The organism is Acinetobacter sp. KB005 (assembly GCF_049949095.1).
Classification (GTDB): Bacteria; Pseudomonadota; Gammaproteobacteria; order Pseudomonadales; family Moraxellaceae; genus Acinetobacter; species Acinetobacter calcoaceticus.
This window is the reverse complement of record NZ_CP188191.1, coordinates 464,007-478,766: the sequence shown is the minus strand read 5'-3', so window position 1 is coordinate 478,766 and position 14,760 is coordinate 464,007. Positions and strand designations below refer to the sequence as shown.

General features: G+C 38.3%; 16 protein-coding genes. 7 read left to right on the top strand and 9 right to left on the bottom strand.

Annotation, left to right across the window (positions count from 1 at the left end):
• Positions 1–41: 41 nt before the first annotated feature.
• Together ACPF64_RS02430 and ACPF64_RS02425 are read right to left on the bottom strand one after the other, a co-directional pair.
• Complete coding sequence (locus ACPF64_RS02430) at positions 42–983, bottom strand: lipase family alpha/beta hydrolase (protein WP_426456098.1); 942 nt, start codon at positions 981–983, stop codon at positions 42–44.
• A 116-nt stretch (positions 984–1,099) separates the two neighbouring features.
• Positions 1,100–2,131, bottom strand: a complete 1,032-nt coding sequence (locus ACPF64_RS02425) for a lipase secretion chaperone (RefSeq protein ID WP_426455493.1) — start codon at positions 2,129–2,131, stop codon at positions 1,100–1,102.
• 153 nt (positions 2,132–2,284) lie between these two features.
• Between ACPF64_RS02425 and truB the strand changes: the two genes are divergently transcribed.
• The 3 genes from truB (at position 2,285) to ACPF64_RS02410 (ending at position 4,649) form a co-directional block, all read left to right on the top strand.
• The gene (gene truB / locus ACPF64_RS02420; RefSeq protein ID WP_426455492.1) at positions 2,285–3,190 is read left to right on the top strand and encodes a tRNA pseudouridine(55) synthase TruB; all 906 of its coding nucleotides are present in this window, start codon (positions 2,285–2,287) and stop codon (positions 3,188–3,190) included.
• Positions 3,191–3,215: 25 nt separating this feature from the next.
• A complete protein-coding gene (locus ACPF64_RS02415; protein WP_198078153.1) occupies positions 3,216–3,992 on the top strand; it encodes a sulfite exporter TauE/SafE family protein in 777 nt (258 codons plus the stop codon).
• Between the two features lie 213 nt (positions 3,993–4,205).
• Positions 4,206–4,649 (top strand): hemerythrin domain-containing protein, encoded by a 444-nt coding sequence (locus tag ACPF64_RS02410; RefSeq protein WP_003653765.1) that lies wholly within the window; start codon positions 4,206–4,208, stop codon positions 4,647–4,649.
• A gap of 7 nt (positions 4,650–4,656) precedes the next feature.
• On the opposite strand, the gene ACPF64_RS02405 is transcribed toward ACPF64_RS02410, so the two are convergent.
• The 3 genes from ACPF64_RS02405 to serA all read right to left on the bottom strand — a co-directional run bounded on the left by ACPF64_RS02405 (position 4,657) and on the right by serA (position 7,828).
• Positions 4,657–5,520: an EamA family transporter gene (locus ACPF64_RS02405; RefSeq protein ID WP_426455491.1), complete on the bottom strand. Its 864-nt coding sequence runs from the start codon at positions 5,518–5,520 to the stop codon at positions 4,657–4,659.
• Positions 5,521–5,612: 92 nt separating this feature from the next.
• Entirely contained in the window at positions 5,613–6,497 is an 885-nt protein-coding gene (locus tag ACPF64_RS02400; RefSeq protein WP_198078151.1) for an EamA family transporter, read from the bottom strand.
• A 98-nt stretch (positions 6,498–6,595) separates the two neighbouring features.
• Complete coding sequence (gene serA, locus ACPF64_RS02395) at positions 6,596–7,828, bottom strand: phosphoglycerate dehydrogenase (RefSeq protein ID WP_003653762.1); 1,233 nt, start codon at positions 7,826–7,828, stop codon at positions 6,596–6,598.
• 365 nt (positions 7,829–8,193) lie between these two features.
• On the opposite strand from serA, the gene ACPF64_RS02390 reads away from it, so the two are divergent.
• The gene (locus tag ACPF64_RS02390; RefSeq protein WP_005043994.1) at positions 8,194–9,603 is read left to right on the top strand and encodes an FAD-binding oxidoreductase; all 1,410 of its coding nucleotides are present in this window, start codon (positions 8,194–8,196) and stop codon (positions 9,601–9,603) included.
• Positions 9,604–9,665: 62 nt separating this feature from the next.
• On the opposite strand, the gene ACPF64_RS02385 is transcribed toward ACPF64_RS02390, so the two are convergent.
• The gene (locus tag ACPF64_RS02385; protein ID WP_426455488.1) at positions 9,666–10,454 is read right to left on the bottom strand and encodes a xanthine permease; all 789 of its coding nucleotides are present in this window, start codon (positions 10,452–10,454) and stop codon (positions 9,666–9,668) included.
• A 188-nt stretch (positions 10,455–10,642) separates the two neighbouring features.
• On the opposite strand from ACPF64_RS02385, the gene ACPF64_RS02380 reads away from it, so the two are divergent.
• Entirely contained in the window at positions 10,643–11,011 is a 369-nt protein-coding gene (locus tag ACPF64_RS02380) for a hypothetical protein (protein WP_151745439.1), read from the top strand.
• A gap of 45 nt (positions 11,012–11,056) precedes the next feature.
• Here ACPF64_RS02380 and ACPF64_RS02375 read toward each other — a convergent pair whose 3' ends face one another.
• On the bottom strand, positions 11,057–11,371 hold the full coding sequence (locus ACPF64_RS02375) for a putative quinol monooxygenase (RefSeq protein WP_132070426.1): 315 nt from the start codon (positions 11,369–11,371) through the stop codon (positions 11,057–11,059).
• A gap of 13 nt (positions 11,372–11,384) precedes the next feature.
• Positions 11,385–11,972 carry an NAD(P)H-dependent oxidoreductase gene (locus ACPF64_RS02370; protein WP_426455485.1) on the bottom strand — a complete coding sequence of 196 codons (588 nt, stop codon included), beginning with the start codon at positions 11,970–11,972 and terminating at the stop codon, positions 11,385–11,387.
• Positions 11,973–12,213: 241 nt separating this feature from the next.
• Between ACPF64_RS02370 and ACPF64_RS02365 the strand changes: the two genes are divergently transcribed.
• Both ACPF64_RS02365 and ACPF64_RS02360 read left to right on the top strand, forming a co-directional pair.
• Positions 12,214–12,579 (top strand): hypothetical protein, encoded by a 366-nt coding sequence (locus tag ACPF64_RS02365; protein ID WP_426455483.1) that lies wholly within the window; start codon positions 12,214–12,216, stop codon positions 12,577–12,579.
• A gap of 363 nt (positions 12,580–12,942) precedes the next feature.
• Positions 12,943–14,172 (top strand): MFS transporter, encoded by a 1,230-nt coding sequence (locus ACPF64_RS02360; protein ID WP_003653752.1) that lies wholly within the window; start codon positions 12,943–12,945, stop codon positions 14,170–14,172.
• A 39-nt stretch (positions 14,173–14,211) separates the two neighbouring features.
• Here the strand turns inward: ACPF64_RS02360 and ACPF64_RS02355 are convergent, their stop codons facing one another.
• Positions 14,212–14,748 carry a hypothetical protein gene (locus tag ACPF64_RS02355; protein ID WP_347019424.1) on the bottom strand — a complete coding sequence of 179 codons (537 nt, stop codon included), beginning with the start codon at positions 14,746–14,748 and terminating at the stop codon, positions 14,212–14,214.
• Positions 14,749–14,760 lie beyond the last annotated feature (12 nt).

The following is a 14,760-nucleotide window of genomic DNA, read 5'->3' as shown; positions in this document are numbered from 1 at the left end:
GTAAAAAAATGCGCCTTTTGGCGCATTTTTTTGTTTGAAAATTATAGTCCTTGTAGTTTTAAACGGTTTGCATGTTGACGGTAAACCGAGACAGGATCTGAAGCAAAAATAGAGCGTATTCCTAGTACTTGGTTCACCTCATCTAAATGATTCCAGTTGTAATCATCACGAATGGTTTTACCAAATTTGGCGCTGCATCGTGAAACAAGCCCATCATTATCACCAAACGGATCGACTACTAGACTACTGCCTGTAAGGGCAATATCAAATGGGTCTAGTGGATTAGTCAGAGCTTTATTTCCTGAGAAAGAATACATATAAATGCCTTTGTCTTGATATGTTCCCTCACCACAAGAAGTAGTTGGCATACCCATAGGGAATTGAGCATTAAATTGAGCTGAACCTTGGGTTGATAAGCTATGGGCGGCTGCTAAAGAGTCGTGCGGATAGCTTGTCGGATTTAGGCCTCCTGCCCAAGTAATTGCTGCTGAAAACCAGTTTACTAAAGTTGCCACGCCTGCAAGAGGAGTACCCTCGACATTCAGGATGACATCTGCCATTGGTGATCCCTTATGAGGTGCGCCAATCGTAGTGAGTGATGCTACTTTTTCTGGCATGATACCAGCCACATAGCGAATTGTTGGCCCCCCGTGGCTATGACCGATTAAATTGACTTTGGGCTTACCGGTAATGGCAATAATTTCTTCTACTTGCTGTGCAAGTTGTTCTCCACGCACTTCTGTTGAGTTAAATGGTGAGACTCTTGTTGCCCAGACATTTCCTCCATTACGGGCAAGATCAGGAAGAATTTGGTACCAATAATCAAGACCAAGCGTATCTGTTCCAACTCGGCTAAAGCCTGCCATACCGTGGTTAAAAACCAGTGGATATTTTGTTTGTGCGTAAGATGAATATACGAACGAGCTTTTAACTTGCTCAGCATTTGTTGCATGGGCCGCTGAAATACTCAGTCCTGAGAGCATTGCAGCGCAGAAAAACATTAACTTCCTTTTCATTTTTTACTCACTATTTTTATTTTGTATGAAAAGCAGCTTCTTACTGCTAGTGAATGTTAGCCAGTTCCCAAAAAAGGAAAGGCTTAGTAATTAAATGGCAGTTCACCTCCCTGATCATGGACCGTTTCAAAAGTTCGAAGTCTTAGTTGTTCTTGTGATGAATTGAATTGTTGTTGACGTAACTGCTGAATCGCTTGGTTTTTGGCGCTATCACTCATGTTACTTTTAATAATTTCATCTCGACTATCGAGGTAACTGGTGACCCTTTGTTGCCAAGCATTACGCTGTGTATCTAAAGTTTCTAATCTTTGAGTCGCCTCAGCTCCAACAAGTGCTGTACGCATCTGCCGAAGTTCTTCTGCTGAACCATTGCGTGCTTTAATTTGTTTGGTCAGTGTATGTAAATCATCGAGTTTGGAGAGTTCTTGTAGGTTGTGTTGCCAGTCTTCTGGAAGTTCTTCAAAACGCTCTTTAAGCTTTCGTGCTTTTTCAATTTCGCTTAAAGAAGAGTCCTCAAGTATCTGCATTCGATCTAGTGTGTAGTTCTGATAGATATCTTCGCTCGAGAAAAGCCCTTCAATTTCAGAGGCCGAAAAAAAGCGTTTTCTTATATCTTGGATCGAGTTAAAAATCTTTTGAAAATAATTTTTATCTTGTTGTTTTGCTGAAGGTGCTTGGATTTGAGCAAGCTGTTCACGATATTTTAAATAACGCGTCCATAAGTCCATAATCTGTGAGCGAGCTGGCTCTAGATATTGTCCTTGAATAAATTTCCCAAAGTGAATTTTGATTTGTTCTAAATCATTTTCCCCATATTGGGTAATAAAATATTCAAAGCAGTCACGGGTTTGACTATTCACGACCAAATGTTGGGAACTATCAATTTTTAATTGGCAGTTAACTTCTGTGTCTTGCTGACTTTTACTATGGTACGCATCTTCGTTTAGCGATGAATGATCTGTATGAGGAGATGATGCTAAGTTTTGAGCTTTACTTTCACTCATCTGAGCTGATGTGTTTTTTGGGTCAGGACTTAACCAATATACACATGCAATGAGGCCCAAAATAAAAAATCCGAGCACACACCACAATACCTTCTTCTGCATCCCTTGCATAAAGATATCTTCCTTAAGTTTTAATTTGTTGTTTTTTTACTCGATTATTAATGTGCCATAAAATAAGTGAAAAGGCACCTAAATATTGTGAAAATATCTTGCCGAATTTGCTAACATGTCGGCACTTTTTTCTAGCTTTGTGTTCCAGTAAAAATGACGACAAAAAATCAAAAAATTTCTCGTCGCCATATCAGTGGTGTATTTCTATTAAATAAACCATTAGGGCTCAGCTCAAATGCGGCTTTGCAAAAAGTGCGTTGGTTATATCGCGCCCAAAAAGCAGGTCATACAGGAGCTTTAGATCCTTTGGCGACAGGGTTGCTTCCTATTTGTTTAGGAGAGGCCACCAAGTTCTCACATTATTTGCTGGACTCAACAAAGCGCTACCAAACCACTGTTCGATTGGGACAAACCACAACGACAGGTGATGTGGAAGGGGAGATTCTACAAGAACGCCCTATTCCTGTTCTGAACCGAGAGCTTATTGAACAAACCCTAGAAAAATTTAGAGGTGATATTCAACAAATTCCTCCAATGTACTCAGCTTTGAAAAAAGAAGGCAGACCGTTATATGAGCTTGCTAGAAAAGGTATCGAGATTGAGCGTGAAGCACGTCCAATCATGATTTATGCTTTAGAACTCATTGAATTTACCGAAAATAGTATCACTCTGGATGTAACTTGTTCTAAAGGAACATACATTCGTGTATTAGGTGAAGATATTGGCGAAGCACTTGGTTGTGGTGGGCATTTAACGATGCTGAACCGGACTCAAACAGGACATTTTGAGCTTATTCCGAGTTATACCATTGAATATTTAGAGAGCTTAACAGAAGAGCAAAGAGAAGCTTTGTTACTTCCAGTTTATGCTCCAGTTGATCATTTCTTAAAAATTCAGGTTCCAGAAGGGCGTGAAAAATATTTTTGCAACGGTTTAGAAAGCAATATTGAGCATTCTGCAGAAGCAGAAGTTTTAGTTTTTTCGGAAGAGCGCTGTCTAGGTTTAGCCGAGATTACCGATAAAAAACGGTTGGTACCTAAACGTATCTTAAATTTGTAGTAGATGTAGAGTATAGAGCATGGGCATGGGCATGGAATGGGATGTTATCCTGAGTTTGATCTTTTTTGCGTTTACTGCGGGAGCGATTGATGCTGCTGTTGGGGGCGGCGGACTTATTCAGATTCCAGGCCTTATGAGCACTTTCCCGACCATGCAGACTGCAACGGTGATTGGTACTAATAAGCTTTCTTCAATTTTTGGTACAGCATCGGCTGCTTATACTTTTGCGAAAAGAGTGAAGTTGCAATGGAAACTTTTAGCAGTTATTGCCATTTGTGCTTTGATTAGCTCTTTTGCTGGCGCTGCTTGTTTATCCTTAATTCCTCAATCTGTATTGCGTCCTTTCGTATTCGTAATGTTGATTGTGATAGCAATTTATACGCTAGTTAAAAAGAACTTTGGACAGGTCCATACTGAGCAAAAAATTACTAATAAAATGCTGGTTTTGGCAGGCATAGGCAGTTTAGCGATCGGTTTCTATGACGGTATTTTTGGGCCGGGAACGGGAAGTTTCTTTATCTTCTTCTTTATCCGCTTTTTACAAGTCGACTTCTTGCATGCTTCTGCCTTATCCAAAATTGGTAATTTTATGACCAATTTGGCTGCATTGAGTTTCTTCATTCCGACAGGACACGCTATTTTGCACATTGGCTTAATGATGGCAGTAGCGAATGTATTGGGTTCTATTATTGGGGTGCGTACCGCACTTAAATACGGTAGTGGTTTTGTCCGTATTATCTTTTTAATTTTAGTCAGTGTTTTAATTTGTCGTTTGGGCTATCAATTGTTTGTAACAGGCTAAATATTTCGAAAAGTATGAACTGATCAGGAGGCGAAGTTCATACTTTTTACGATGCCATTCAAAATCATAAATATAAAAATAATTACAGAAGTTTACTAGAAAGAAAACTGTGTAAAAAATAGTCTCATTTTAAGCTACTTAAACATTATAAATTTCAACGTATGATAAGCCTTGAAATAAAAAAGATTTTTTAGCTAAAAAATGAGGAAGAGAATGAATATTTTCGAAGCATTAAGAGAAAGCCATGAAAATCAACGAAATCTCTCTGAACAATTAGTTCAGACACATGGTTTAACCGAAGAAAGAAAAGAATTATTTGATGCATTAAAAAATGAACTGTATGCCCATTCTGTTGCCGAAGACCGTTATTTATATATCCCTTTAATGTTTGATGATGTTGGTTTAGATATTACGAGGCATGCTTTATCTGAGCACCATGAAATGGATGAGTTGGTCGAACAGCTCGAAAAAACAGATATGAGTAGTCCAAGCTGGTTAGCGACCGCAAAACAGTTGAGTGAAAAAGTCCATCACCATTTAAAAGAAGAAGAGCATAAATTTTTTCAACAGGCGGGAAAAATTCTTAAAGACAGTGAAAAAGAAACGCTTGGTAATAAATATTTAAAGGAATATAAAAAGTATAAAAAGCAGCAATAGTATTTAACTATGCTACTTTTTTAGTACTTCTTAAAGTAACCCCAATCGACGCTAGCATTACACAAGCTAAAGCCACCCATTGCAGCATGCTGATTTCTTCGTGAAGTAATAAGAAACCTGTTAATGCTGCCAATGCTGGTGCTAAACTCGTGAGGGTACCGTAAGTTAATTTATTAAGTTGTTTGAGTGCCATTAAATCAAGAGCGTATGGAATAGCAGTCGCTAAAATAGCAATAAGTAATGCTTTACCCCAGTACTGGGTTTCAAGTAATGCGGGAGCATTATGCCAGATGCCAATGGGTAGTAAGGTTAGTGCAGATAATCCAATTCCGATGGTTAAAGCATGCATACCTATATTTTGGGTCACAACTTTCTGACCAAAATAAATATAGAAGGCCCAGCAAAATCCAGCCCCTAGCGCGCATGCAGCACCTACATAGGAAAAGTGGTGTTGCGTTGGGTCTTGCCAAGGTACCATCAGTGCAATACCTAACATGGCAAGTGCGACCCAAATGTAGTCACTCTTTTGTTTAATAGAAAGTAGAGCAAGACCTAATGGTCCAATAAATTCTAAGCCAACTGCGATGCCTTGAGGTAATTTTCCAAGCGACGTATAAAATAAAATATTCATGAGACCTAAAGATGCGCAGTACATCAATAAATCACGCCATTTTAAATAGGGTAAACGTGACCAGATTTTCCACGAACGGAACATGATAGCGACAATAACCGTTGCAAAGCTCAGCCTTAAAATTGTAACGGTCAGAGGGTCTAATATTGCAATGAGCTGCTTAGCAAATGAAGCACTGATTTGATATGAGACCATCGACAGAATCATATAGAGCACAGCAATAATGGAAAGATTCTGCATGGAAAATACCCGAGGGCCTCATCTAATATTACTTAAAATAACAATGTTCAATTATAGCGAATACCATGTTCCAACTCGCAGGTTGAGTCGATTTAACTGACTGTTTTTTCACGTTCCTGACGTGCTTTTTGGGTAGTTATGGTACAACCGACGGAAGCTGCAATAATTGTTGCGAGTGCCAGCCATTGATTCCATAACAAATATTCGCCTAAAAAGATAAAGCCAGAAAGTGCAGCAACTGCGGGTTCTAGGCTCATCAATGTTCCAAAACTTAACGGCGTTAAATTACGTAGTGCTAGCATTTCTAAAGAGAATGGTAATGCACTGGCTAAAATTGCTAAGCCAATAAAATAAAAAAGATAGGGGAGCTCTATAACTTGGCCCATTGACCCTGAAAAAAAAGTAATTGGTAGCAATACACATGCGCCTACAGTCATTCCTAAACACACAGTGTGGTTACCTGAAATGCCAGAAGGTTTTTGACCTGCAATAATATAAAGCGCCCAGCATGCCCCCGCACTAACCGCAAATAATACTCCGATCCAATCCAGACTATGAGCTTGATTGAAAGGGAAAAGTAAAATGAGGCCAATAATCGCGAAACTGACCCAGACAAAATCATATTTTTGGCGTGCGTGATATAAGGCTACACTTAAGGGACCAATAAATTCAAAAGCGACGGCAATACCAATGGGTAATCGCTCAATTGACAGATAAAAAAGTGCATTCATTCCGGCAAGAGCAAATCCATAAGCCAAGATCGCTTTCCAACGAACCTGACTAAAATTAATTCGCCAAATTTGGAAAATAAAGGCAAGAATCATTGCACCTAAACATAGGCGCATTGCGGAGACAGTGAGCACAGGAAAGTTCTGAAACAGAATTTTAGCTAAAGATGCACTGCTTTGTACGCTTAGCATAGCGAGAATGAGAAAGCCCAAAGCATGTAGCTGAGATTTCTGGTTCGAACTGGACATTTTATTATTTGATCGATTGGTATACTTTTCACATGATAATGTAAATGCCCATAAAAAAGCCACAGACAATGCTGTGGCTTTTAAATTTACAGTTCGTATTAGAACAATACGCGAACGCGAATTGTGCCTTCAACTTCATGCAACATATCTAAAGCTTCGTGAGAAGCAGAAGCGTCAACGTCCATTACGAGGTAACCAATGTCACCTTTAGTCATGAGTGATTGACCAGAAATGTTGATGCCTTGCTCAGCAAACAAGTTGTTGATTTTAGACAATACGCCCGGTACGTTTTTGTGGATGTGCAATAAACGGTGTTGGCCAGCAGTAAGTGGTAACGCGATTTCTGGGAAGTTCACCGCAGAAAGCGTCATACCCTTGTCAGAGTAAGCAACAAATTTCTCTGCAACTTCTAAACCGATGTTTGCTTGCGCTTCCATGGTTGAACCGCCAACGTGAGGAGTTAAAATCACATTGTCTAAGCCACGAAGTGGAGAAACAAACTCTTCACCATTTGCTTTTGGTTCTTTAGGGAATACGTCAACCGCTGCACCAGCAATATGACCAGACTTGATTGCATCTGCTAAATCTTCAATCACTACACATGTACCACGTGCAGCATTTAGGAAGATTGCGCCTTCTTTCATTTTTGCAAATTGTGCTTTAGTGAAGAAGTTACGTGTAGATGGAACATCAGGCACATGTAATGTAACTACATCAGCAGTCGCTAAGAGTTCGTCTAACGAACCAACTTGGCGAGCATTACCCATTGGTAATTTAGTTACTGCATCGTAATAAATCACATGCATACCTAAGCTTTCAGCAAGAACAGAAAGCTGAGAACCGATGGAACCGTAACCTACAATACCTAAAGTTTTGCCACGAGTTTCGAAAGAACCGACAGCAGACTTATCCCAACCACCACGATGACAAGCCGCCGATTTTTCAGGAACACGGCGAAGAAGAAGAATCGTTTGAGCAAGTACAAGTTCTGCAACCGAACGCGTATTTGAATACGGTGCGTTGAATACAGGAATACCACGTGCCATTGCTGCTTTAAGATCAACTTGGTTTGTTCCGATACAGAAACAGCCCACTGCGATCAATTTATTTGCAGCTTCGAAAACTTCTTCAGTCAATTGGGTACGCGAACGAATACCAATAAAGTGAGCATCTTTAACCGCTTCTTTTAGCGCTTCGCCTTCAAGAGCAGTTTTGCGATAGTCAATATTGGTGTAACCCGCAGCGTTTAAAGTATCGACTGCGTTTTGGTGAACGCCTTCTAACAAAAGGAAACGGATTTTATCTTTAGGTAGTGAAAGATGTTGGCTCATTACGGCTCCGCTACAAAGGCCAAATTTGGTGGCGGTATAATAACATAATGGGCGGTGCTATAGATATTTCGTTTGCGCCATCGTCTTATGGCAATTTTATCTAAGTCTAATCACTTCTATTTATGGCTTGTTGATAGTTTTAAAATGTGTTTGTCATTTGAACTTAAAAAATATTGATGCTTTGAAGGTTCATAAGTCATTTATGAAGGTTAAACATGTTTTGTAGTGACAGTATCTCTATTCTGAACTTTATCGCTTGTGCGGTTACATGTAGAATATAGCTTATGGCTTTGCTCAGTTGAAAACTCTGAGAAATATTACGCCATAGTCCCACCACAGTTTACTTCTTGCTAGGTCTGCAAACGATGAATGCTCCAGTCGCTTTAACACCTGAGTTACTTACCCAATTAACAGCAATCGTCGGTGAAAACCGCATTAAAACCGATGCTGATAGTCTCGAAAACTGGGGTAAAGATCATACTAAGCATTTTAATCCGAACCCATCGGTCATCGTTTTTCCATCGACCACTGAGCAAGTTCAAGCTGTTGTGAAGCTTGCGAACCAGTTTAATATCGCAATTACCCCTTCAGGTGGCCGTACTGGTCTCTCTGCTGGTGCTGTAGCAACGAATGGTGAAATTGTCATTAGCATGGACAAAATGAACCAGATTCTTGAGTTCTTCCCAGCAGATCGTATGGTTCGAGTACAAGCTGGTGTTGTGACTGAACAATTGCAAAATTATGCTGAAGAACAGGGTATGTATTATCCGGTGGACTTTGCGTCAGCAGGTTCTAGCCAGATTGGTGGTAATATCGGAACCAATGCTGGTGGTATTAAAGTCATTAAATACGGCATGACACGTAATTGGGTGCTTGGTTTAACCGTTGTCACTGGTAAAGGTGACATCCTACGTTTAAACAAAGGCATGGTTAAAAATGCAACTGGTTATGCATTACAGCATTTGTTTATTGGTGGTGAAGGTACATTAGGTTTAGTAACTGAAGCAGAAATTAAACTTGAGCGTCAACCGCAAAACTTACAAGTTTTAGTTTTAGGTGTTCCTGATTTTGATGCAGTAATGCCTGTCTTACATGCTTTCCAAAAAGATATCGACTTAACTGCATTTGAGTTCTTTGGTGAACTTGCAATGCAAAAAGTTTTAGATCATGGACATGTACAACGTCCATTTGAAACTCAATGTCCATTCTATGTATTACTTGAGTTTGAAGCTCCATATGAGCCGATTCTTGATAAAGCAATGGAAATTTTCGAGCATTGTATGGAGCAGGGTTGGGTACTTGATGGTGTAATGAGCCAGAGCCTCGACCAAGTAGAAAGCTTGTGGCGTTTACGCGAAGATATTTCTGAATCAATCGCGCCGTTCACTCCATATAAAAATGATATTTCAGTATTAATTACTCACGTACCTGCATTTATTCGTGAGATTGATGCAATTGTTCAAGAGAACTATCCTGACTTTGAAATTTGCTGGTTCGGTCATATTGGTGACGGTAACTTACACTTAAATATTTTAAAACCTGAAAACTTAACCAAAGATGAGTTCTTTGCGAAGTGTCAGGTTGTGAATAAATATGTGTTCGATACCGTTAAAAAATACGATGGTTCAATCTCTGCCGAGCATGGCGTAGGCATGACTAAAAAACCGTATTTGGAATATTCACGTTCGCCTGAAGAAATTGAATATATGAAAGCTTTGAAGAAAGTATTTGATCCGAATGGTTTGATGAACCCAGGTAAATTATTTGATCTTTAATGCCTGATTAGACAAAAGAATCTTTGTTAAAAGCGTATCGAAAGATGCGCTTTTTTTATCTATCATTTTTTATAAGCTTTCCAACCCGTCAAAATATGATAAATCAGCGGTAAAAGACAAAGAGCAAAGAAGCTACAAAGTCCAATGGCCCATATAGGCAAATTACGCGGATTACCTAAAAAGAAATAGGCAAAAATAGAATAAGACAACATTGCAAACATCGCCGTTGTAGCTAACGGAAGCACCACTCTAAAAATTAAAATGCTAGCAAATGTTTTGTAGGGTTCCATGTTCCGATTGAGGCTATAGGCAATAATCATGAGCAATACATAACCTAAAATAAACAACATAAATAAGGCGGCTGCAAACAATAGAATTGCTCGCCAGCTCTTTTCTTGCGCGGTGTGATCACCAGTTTCATAAACAACAGTAATATGTTCTCCCACTACCGGCATATCGCCAGAGCGGACCGGATTATCTAAAGTTAGTGTTTTGTTTTGATTATCTTTGAACTGAACCTGAGCGGTGTGCATGAGAGTTTGAGTTTTATATTTACGCCCATTGGAATCTGTACGTTCAGTATCGACCCACTCAGAGGTATAGTTCACTACAGTTGCATCGTAACTTGGTTTAGTCGCTAAACCGTATACTGCTTGCGAAACCCAATAAGTAAAAGGGAAAAATAAAGCGCTAATACTAAAAACAACTGCAAATAAATATGTAAATTCAAACTTACTACTTTTGCGATTTTTTGCTAAACGCTTGACCCAAAATTTGGTAAGCACAAATGACCAAACCATTAAAATTGCAACGACTACTAATAAAACTTGCCCTGCATAAGTCAGTTGCATGGATGATCCTATTTGTTGGATGAAATAGAAATTAATCTTATCAAATCATAATCGCTAAGGTTGGGTGAACAGGATAAATTATTTGATCTTTAAGTGATTAGGCATCTTTAGAACTACATAGTTTCTACAGAGTAACCGACCAAGGCATAGCATCATAAAGCTATGCCTTTTGTTTTTTGGTGATAAAAATGCAACGTTTATTTTTAATTTCAGCTCTCTGTGCTGGACTTTTCACTGGGTGTGCGACAACCAGTAAATTCATACCTTTTGTGGGTTCAGAAACCCCAATGCAACAAGTACTTAAAGCTCAACCTGAGATTGTAAAAGAGCACAATAATACCTCAGTTCAGCAAGTGTTTAACCGTGTGGAATCACCAACCGTTTCTCGTATTACTGTCATTCAAACAGGTTTAATGGACGACTCAGTCTCTGCAATCCGAACAGAGTATGCATTCAAATTGGTTGATGAAAAGTGGCAATTGCAAAATAAGCAAAAGAGCTATCAATGCGCTAGAGGGAAAGGCTCTAGAGGTTTCCAAACACAGCTTTGTTCTTAAAAATAAAAAAGACGATAAATATATCGTCTTTTTTTATGGGCTAAATTATACGCCACTTTCTAAAATTTTAATTTTGACATCAATTACATCATCTTTAACTGCTGCATGATGGGCTTGCATATGAGGTGTAGCCAAATGTGCTTCAAGATGGCTAACACTTTCCCATTTTTCTAACATCACAATCGTGTCAGGTTCTTTTGTTTGGAAACTGGCATTTGATATGTGATCAATCAAAGGCTCGTAGCCATGGCACCCATCTTCCGCTAAAACAGTAGGAATGATTTTTTGAAAGGCATCCAATACATTTTGGCGATGCTGTCCACCCGATTTAGTACGAATTTCCGCAATAATAGTAAGCATGGATTTTTCCTTATTAGGCTGCTGCAAATAGAGAATTTAAGTGGGTTTTATATTCTTCAACATAACTATCAACGTCAGGCATTTTAATCACATCATTGACAATAAAAGTTGGAAGTGTGCTCATGCCTAAGAACTGATTCGCTTTATGAAATGGTAAATAAACACCATCAACACCTACCCCATGGAAAAACTGATCTGCATCATCAAATGCTTCCATCGGAGCATTCCATGTTAATGACAACATATATTTTTTGTCATGAATTAAACCACCTGAACCATATTTTTTTGATGTATCAGAACGGCTACGACCATCGTTTGCGTAAAGTGAACCGTGACCCACAGTAAATACGTCATCAATATATTTTTTTACAGTCCATGGAGCACCCATCCACCAACCTGGCATTTGATAGATCACCACGTCAGCCCATAAGAATTTTTCAACTTCATTTTCTGCATCGTAATTGCTATCGGCACGGGTCACTTGAACTTCATGTCCGAGTTCGGTGAGATATGAGGTTGCCAGTGTGGTTAATGTGTCATTTAATTCACCATTTGAATGTGCAAATTGTTTGGCGCCGTTAATGACTAAAATCTTACTCATGGGAGTTACTCTAATTAAATTCCTAAATTTGAAATCTACTCTACGGAATTTACTCTTATAGAAAAATGCATGAATTGGAAAAATATTCTTGATTAAAAATCAATAATTAAATAGGAATTCGAATTGTGAAATAAATTTAGATGAATAATATCAATAACTTTAATCTTATTTTACAAAGTGCTACGGAAAAAACTATTTATGAGCTTTAGCATTAAGTTTGAGTAGGGCTAAGAGATTACATATGAAAAAAATGAGTTTGCTGACTGTTTTTAGCTTAGCAATGTTAACGGCTTGTGCTCCAGCTAAAAATTCTTCTGCTCAACTTGCTGATAGCCCGATTCAAGCAGTATTACTTGATCAACCAGATCTTCTAAATGATGCAAGTAATTTGGACATTTCACAGCAAATGAATGCTGCCGATGATCCCTCTAATGCTCAAGTCACTATTTTACAGACAGATCCTAGCGAAGATGCGATAACAAAAGTTCGTACGGAATATTTATTAAAGCGAGACCAGCAAGTCTGGAAAATTGTGAATAAAAAGCAAAGTTATCAATGTACGAAAGGGCAGGAAACCCCAGATTTCCAAGTTAATCCTTGTCCTTAATGATTACTTTTTATTAAAGATGTGGATAACTTTAAGGTTATTCACAATAAAAAAAGTATGGCTGTGGGTAAAAAAATAAGATTTAAACTTCTTATAATTGTCCGATTGCTGAGCAATTCAAAAAATGCTATTGTTGCGCTCGGTAATTATGCCAACTGGTAAAAATTATCAAATCTCACGTCATATAATTTTTCTATTCTTAGACACCCTGTGAATACGGTGTTTCACATTCTAAACATGCACTCTCACGGCATATAAAAACTTAATTAAAGATTGATTGACCATACTGTCATCATCATGACTACATCCTATTTTATATGTAGTTGTAGAGACATATGGCCGCTATTTTGAAGTGTACAACTCATGAAAAATATTCAAACGACAACGTTGAACCGTACAACGTTGATGTTTCCTTTGGCCTTAGTGCTATTTGAATTTGCGGTTTATATTGGTAATGACCTGATTCAGCCAGCAATGTTGGCAATCACTGAAGATTTTGGTGTAAGCGCAACTTGGGCACCGTCTTCAATGTCATTTTACCTATTAGGCGGTGCCTCGGTTGCATGGTTACTTGGGCCTTTGTCAGATCGTCTTGGGCGTAAAAAAGTACTTTTGGCTGGTGTCTTATTTTTCGCCTTATGTTGTTTTTTAATTTTATTAACCCGACAAATGGAACACTTTCTGACATTACGCTTTTTACAAGGTATTGGTTTAAGTGTAATTTCAGCAGTGGGTTATGCTGCTATTCAAGAGAGTTTTGCTGAACGTGATGCAATTAAAGTCATGGCACTCATGGCAAATATTTCATTGCTTGCACCTTTGTTGGGACCTGTACTCGGTGCTTTCTTAATTGATTATGTGTCTTGGCACTGGGGCTTTGTAGCCATCGCTGTATTGGCATTACTCAGTTGGGTGGGTTTAAAAAAACAAATGCCAAATCAGCAGGTCAGTGTTACCAAGCAACCTTTTAGCTATCTTTTCGATGATTTTAAAAAGGTATTTAGTAATCACCGCTTTTTAGGTTTAAGCCTTGCTTTGCCTTTGGTGGGTATGCCTTTAATGCTTTGGATTGCCTTATCTCCAATTATTTTGGTAGATGAGTTGAAGCTAACGAGTGTGCAATATGGTTTAGCTCAATTTCCGGTATTTCTAGGTCTAATTATCGGGAATATTGTTTTAATTAAAATTATTGATCGCCTGTCTTTAGGTAAAACGGTCATGATCGGTTTACCTATCATGCTGATTGGCACACTCATTTTAATATTAGGTGTAGTGTGGCAAACCTATTTAATTCCTTGTTTACTCACAGGCATGACATTAATTTGCTTTGGTGAAGGAATTAGTTTCTCAGTTTTGTACCGCTTTGCACTGATGTCATCAGAAGTATCAAAAGGAACTGTTGCGGCAGCCGTTTCGATGCTGCTTATGATGAGTTTCTTTGCCATGATTGAGCTGGTACGTTATCTCTATACTCAATTTCATTTGTGGGCCTTTGCATTATCTGCCTTTACATTTATTGCGCTCTGGTTTACCCAACCACGAAATGTTTTAAAGCAAGAAATGCAAGAAAGAAAGCTCCAAGGAAATGATTAAATTAAAAATACCGGAATTTATATTCCGGTATTTTTTTAACTATTCTTTTAACATTTTTTCCATTTCTTCACGGTCTGTTTCATAGGTACAACCTAGTAATGTCATCGGACTTTTTCCGGTCATTTCTGATAAGTTGAGATTATGATAAACAGTAAAAGAATCTGCCGTTGCTGGTTCTGTCTTGACGGTGCGAACACCTCTAAAAAAAGGTAATGTTTTAAAGTCTGGATGTTGAGGTATATCAAATTTTTTCGAAAGTTGATTAATATTTGCATTTCGGAAAACGGCTACTATGCCTTGACCCGCCAAAGCAATTTCATGAGTTTTAATACCAAATAACTGAATGGGCTGAGCTGTTTTATATAAATAGATGAAAGGCTGTTCTGGATCATCAACTTTTTTAAAACCAAGGGCTGATAAATTTTCATCATATTCAGAAGCAAAATTGGTATAAGTTTCCTGATCTGATTGACACTCTATAATCTTTTTTAAATCATTTATTTCAAATGCATATGATGTGCTACTCAGCAATAAAAAAGTGGCAGAAAGAAATTTATATATCTTTGGAAAGTACATTTTTATCCTCAA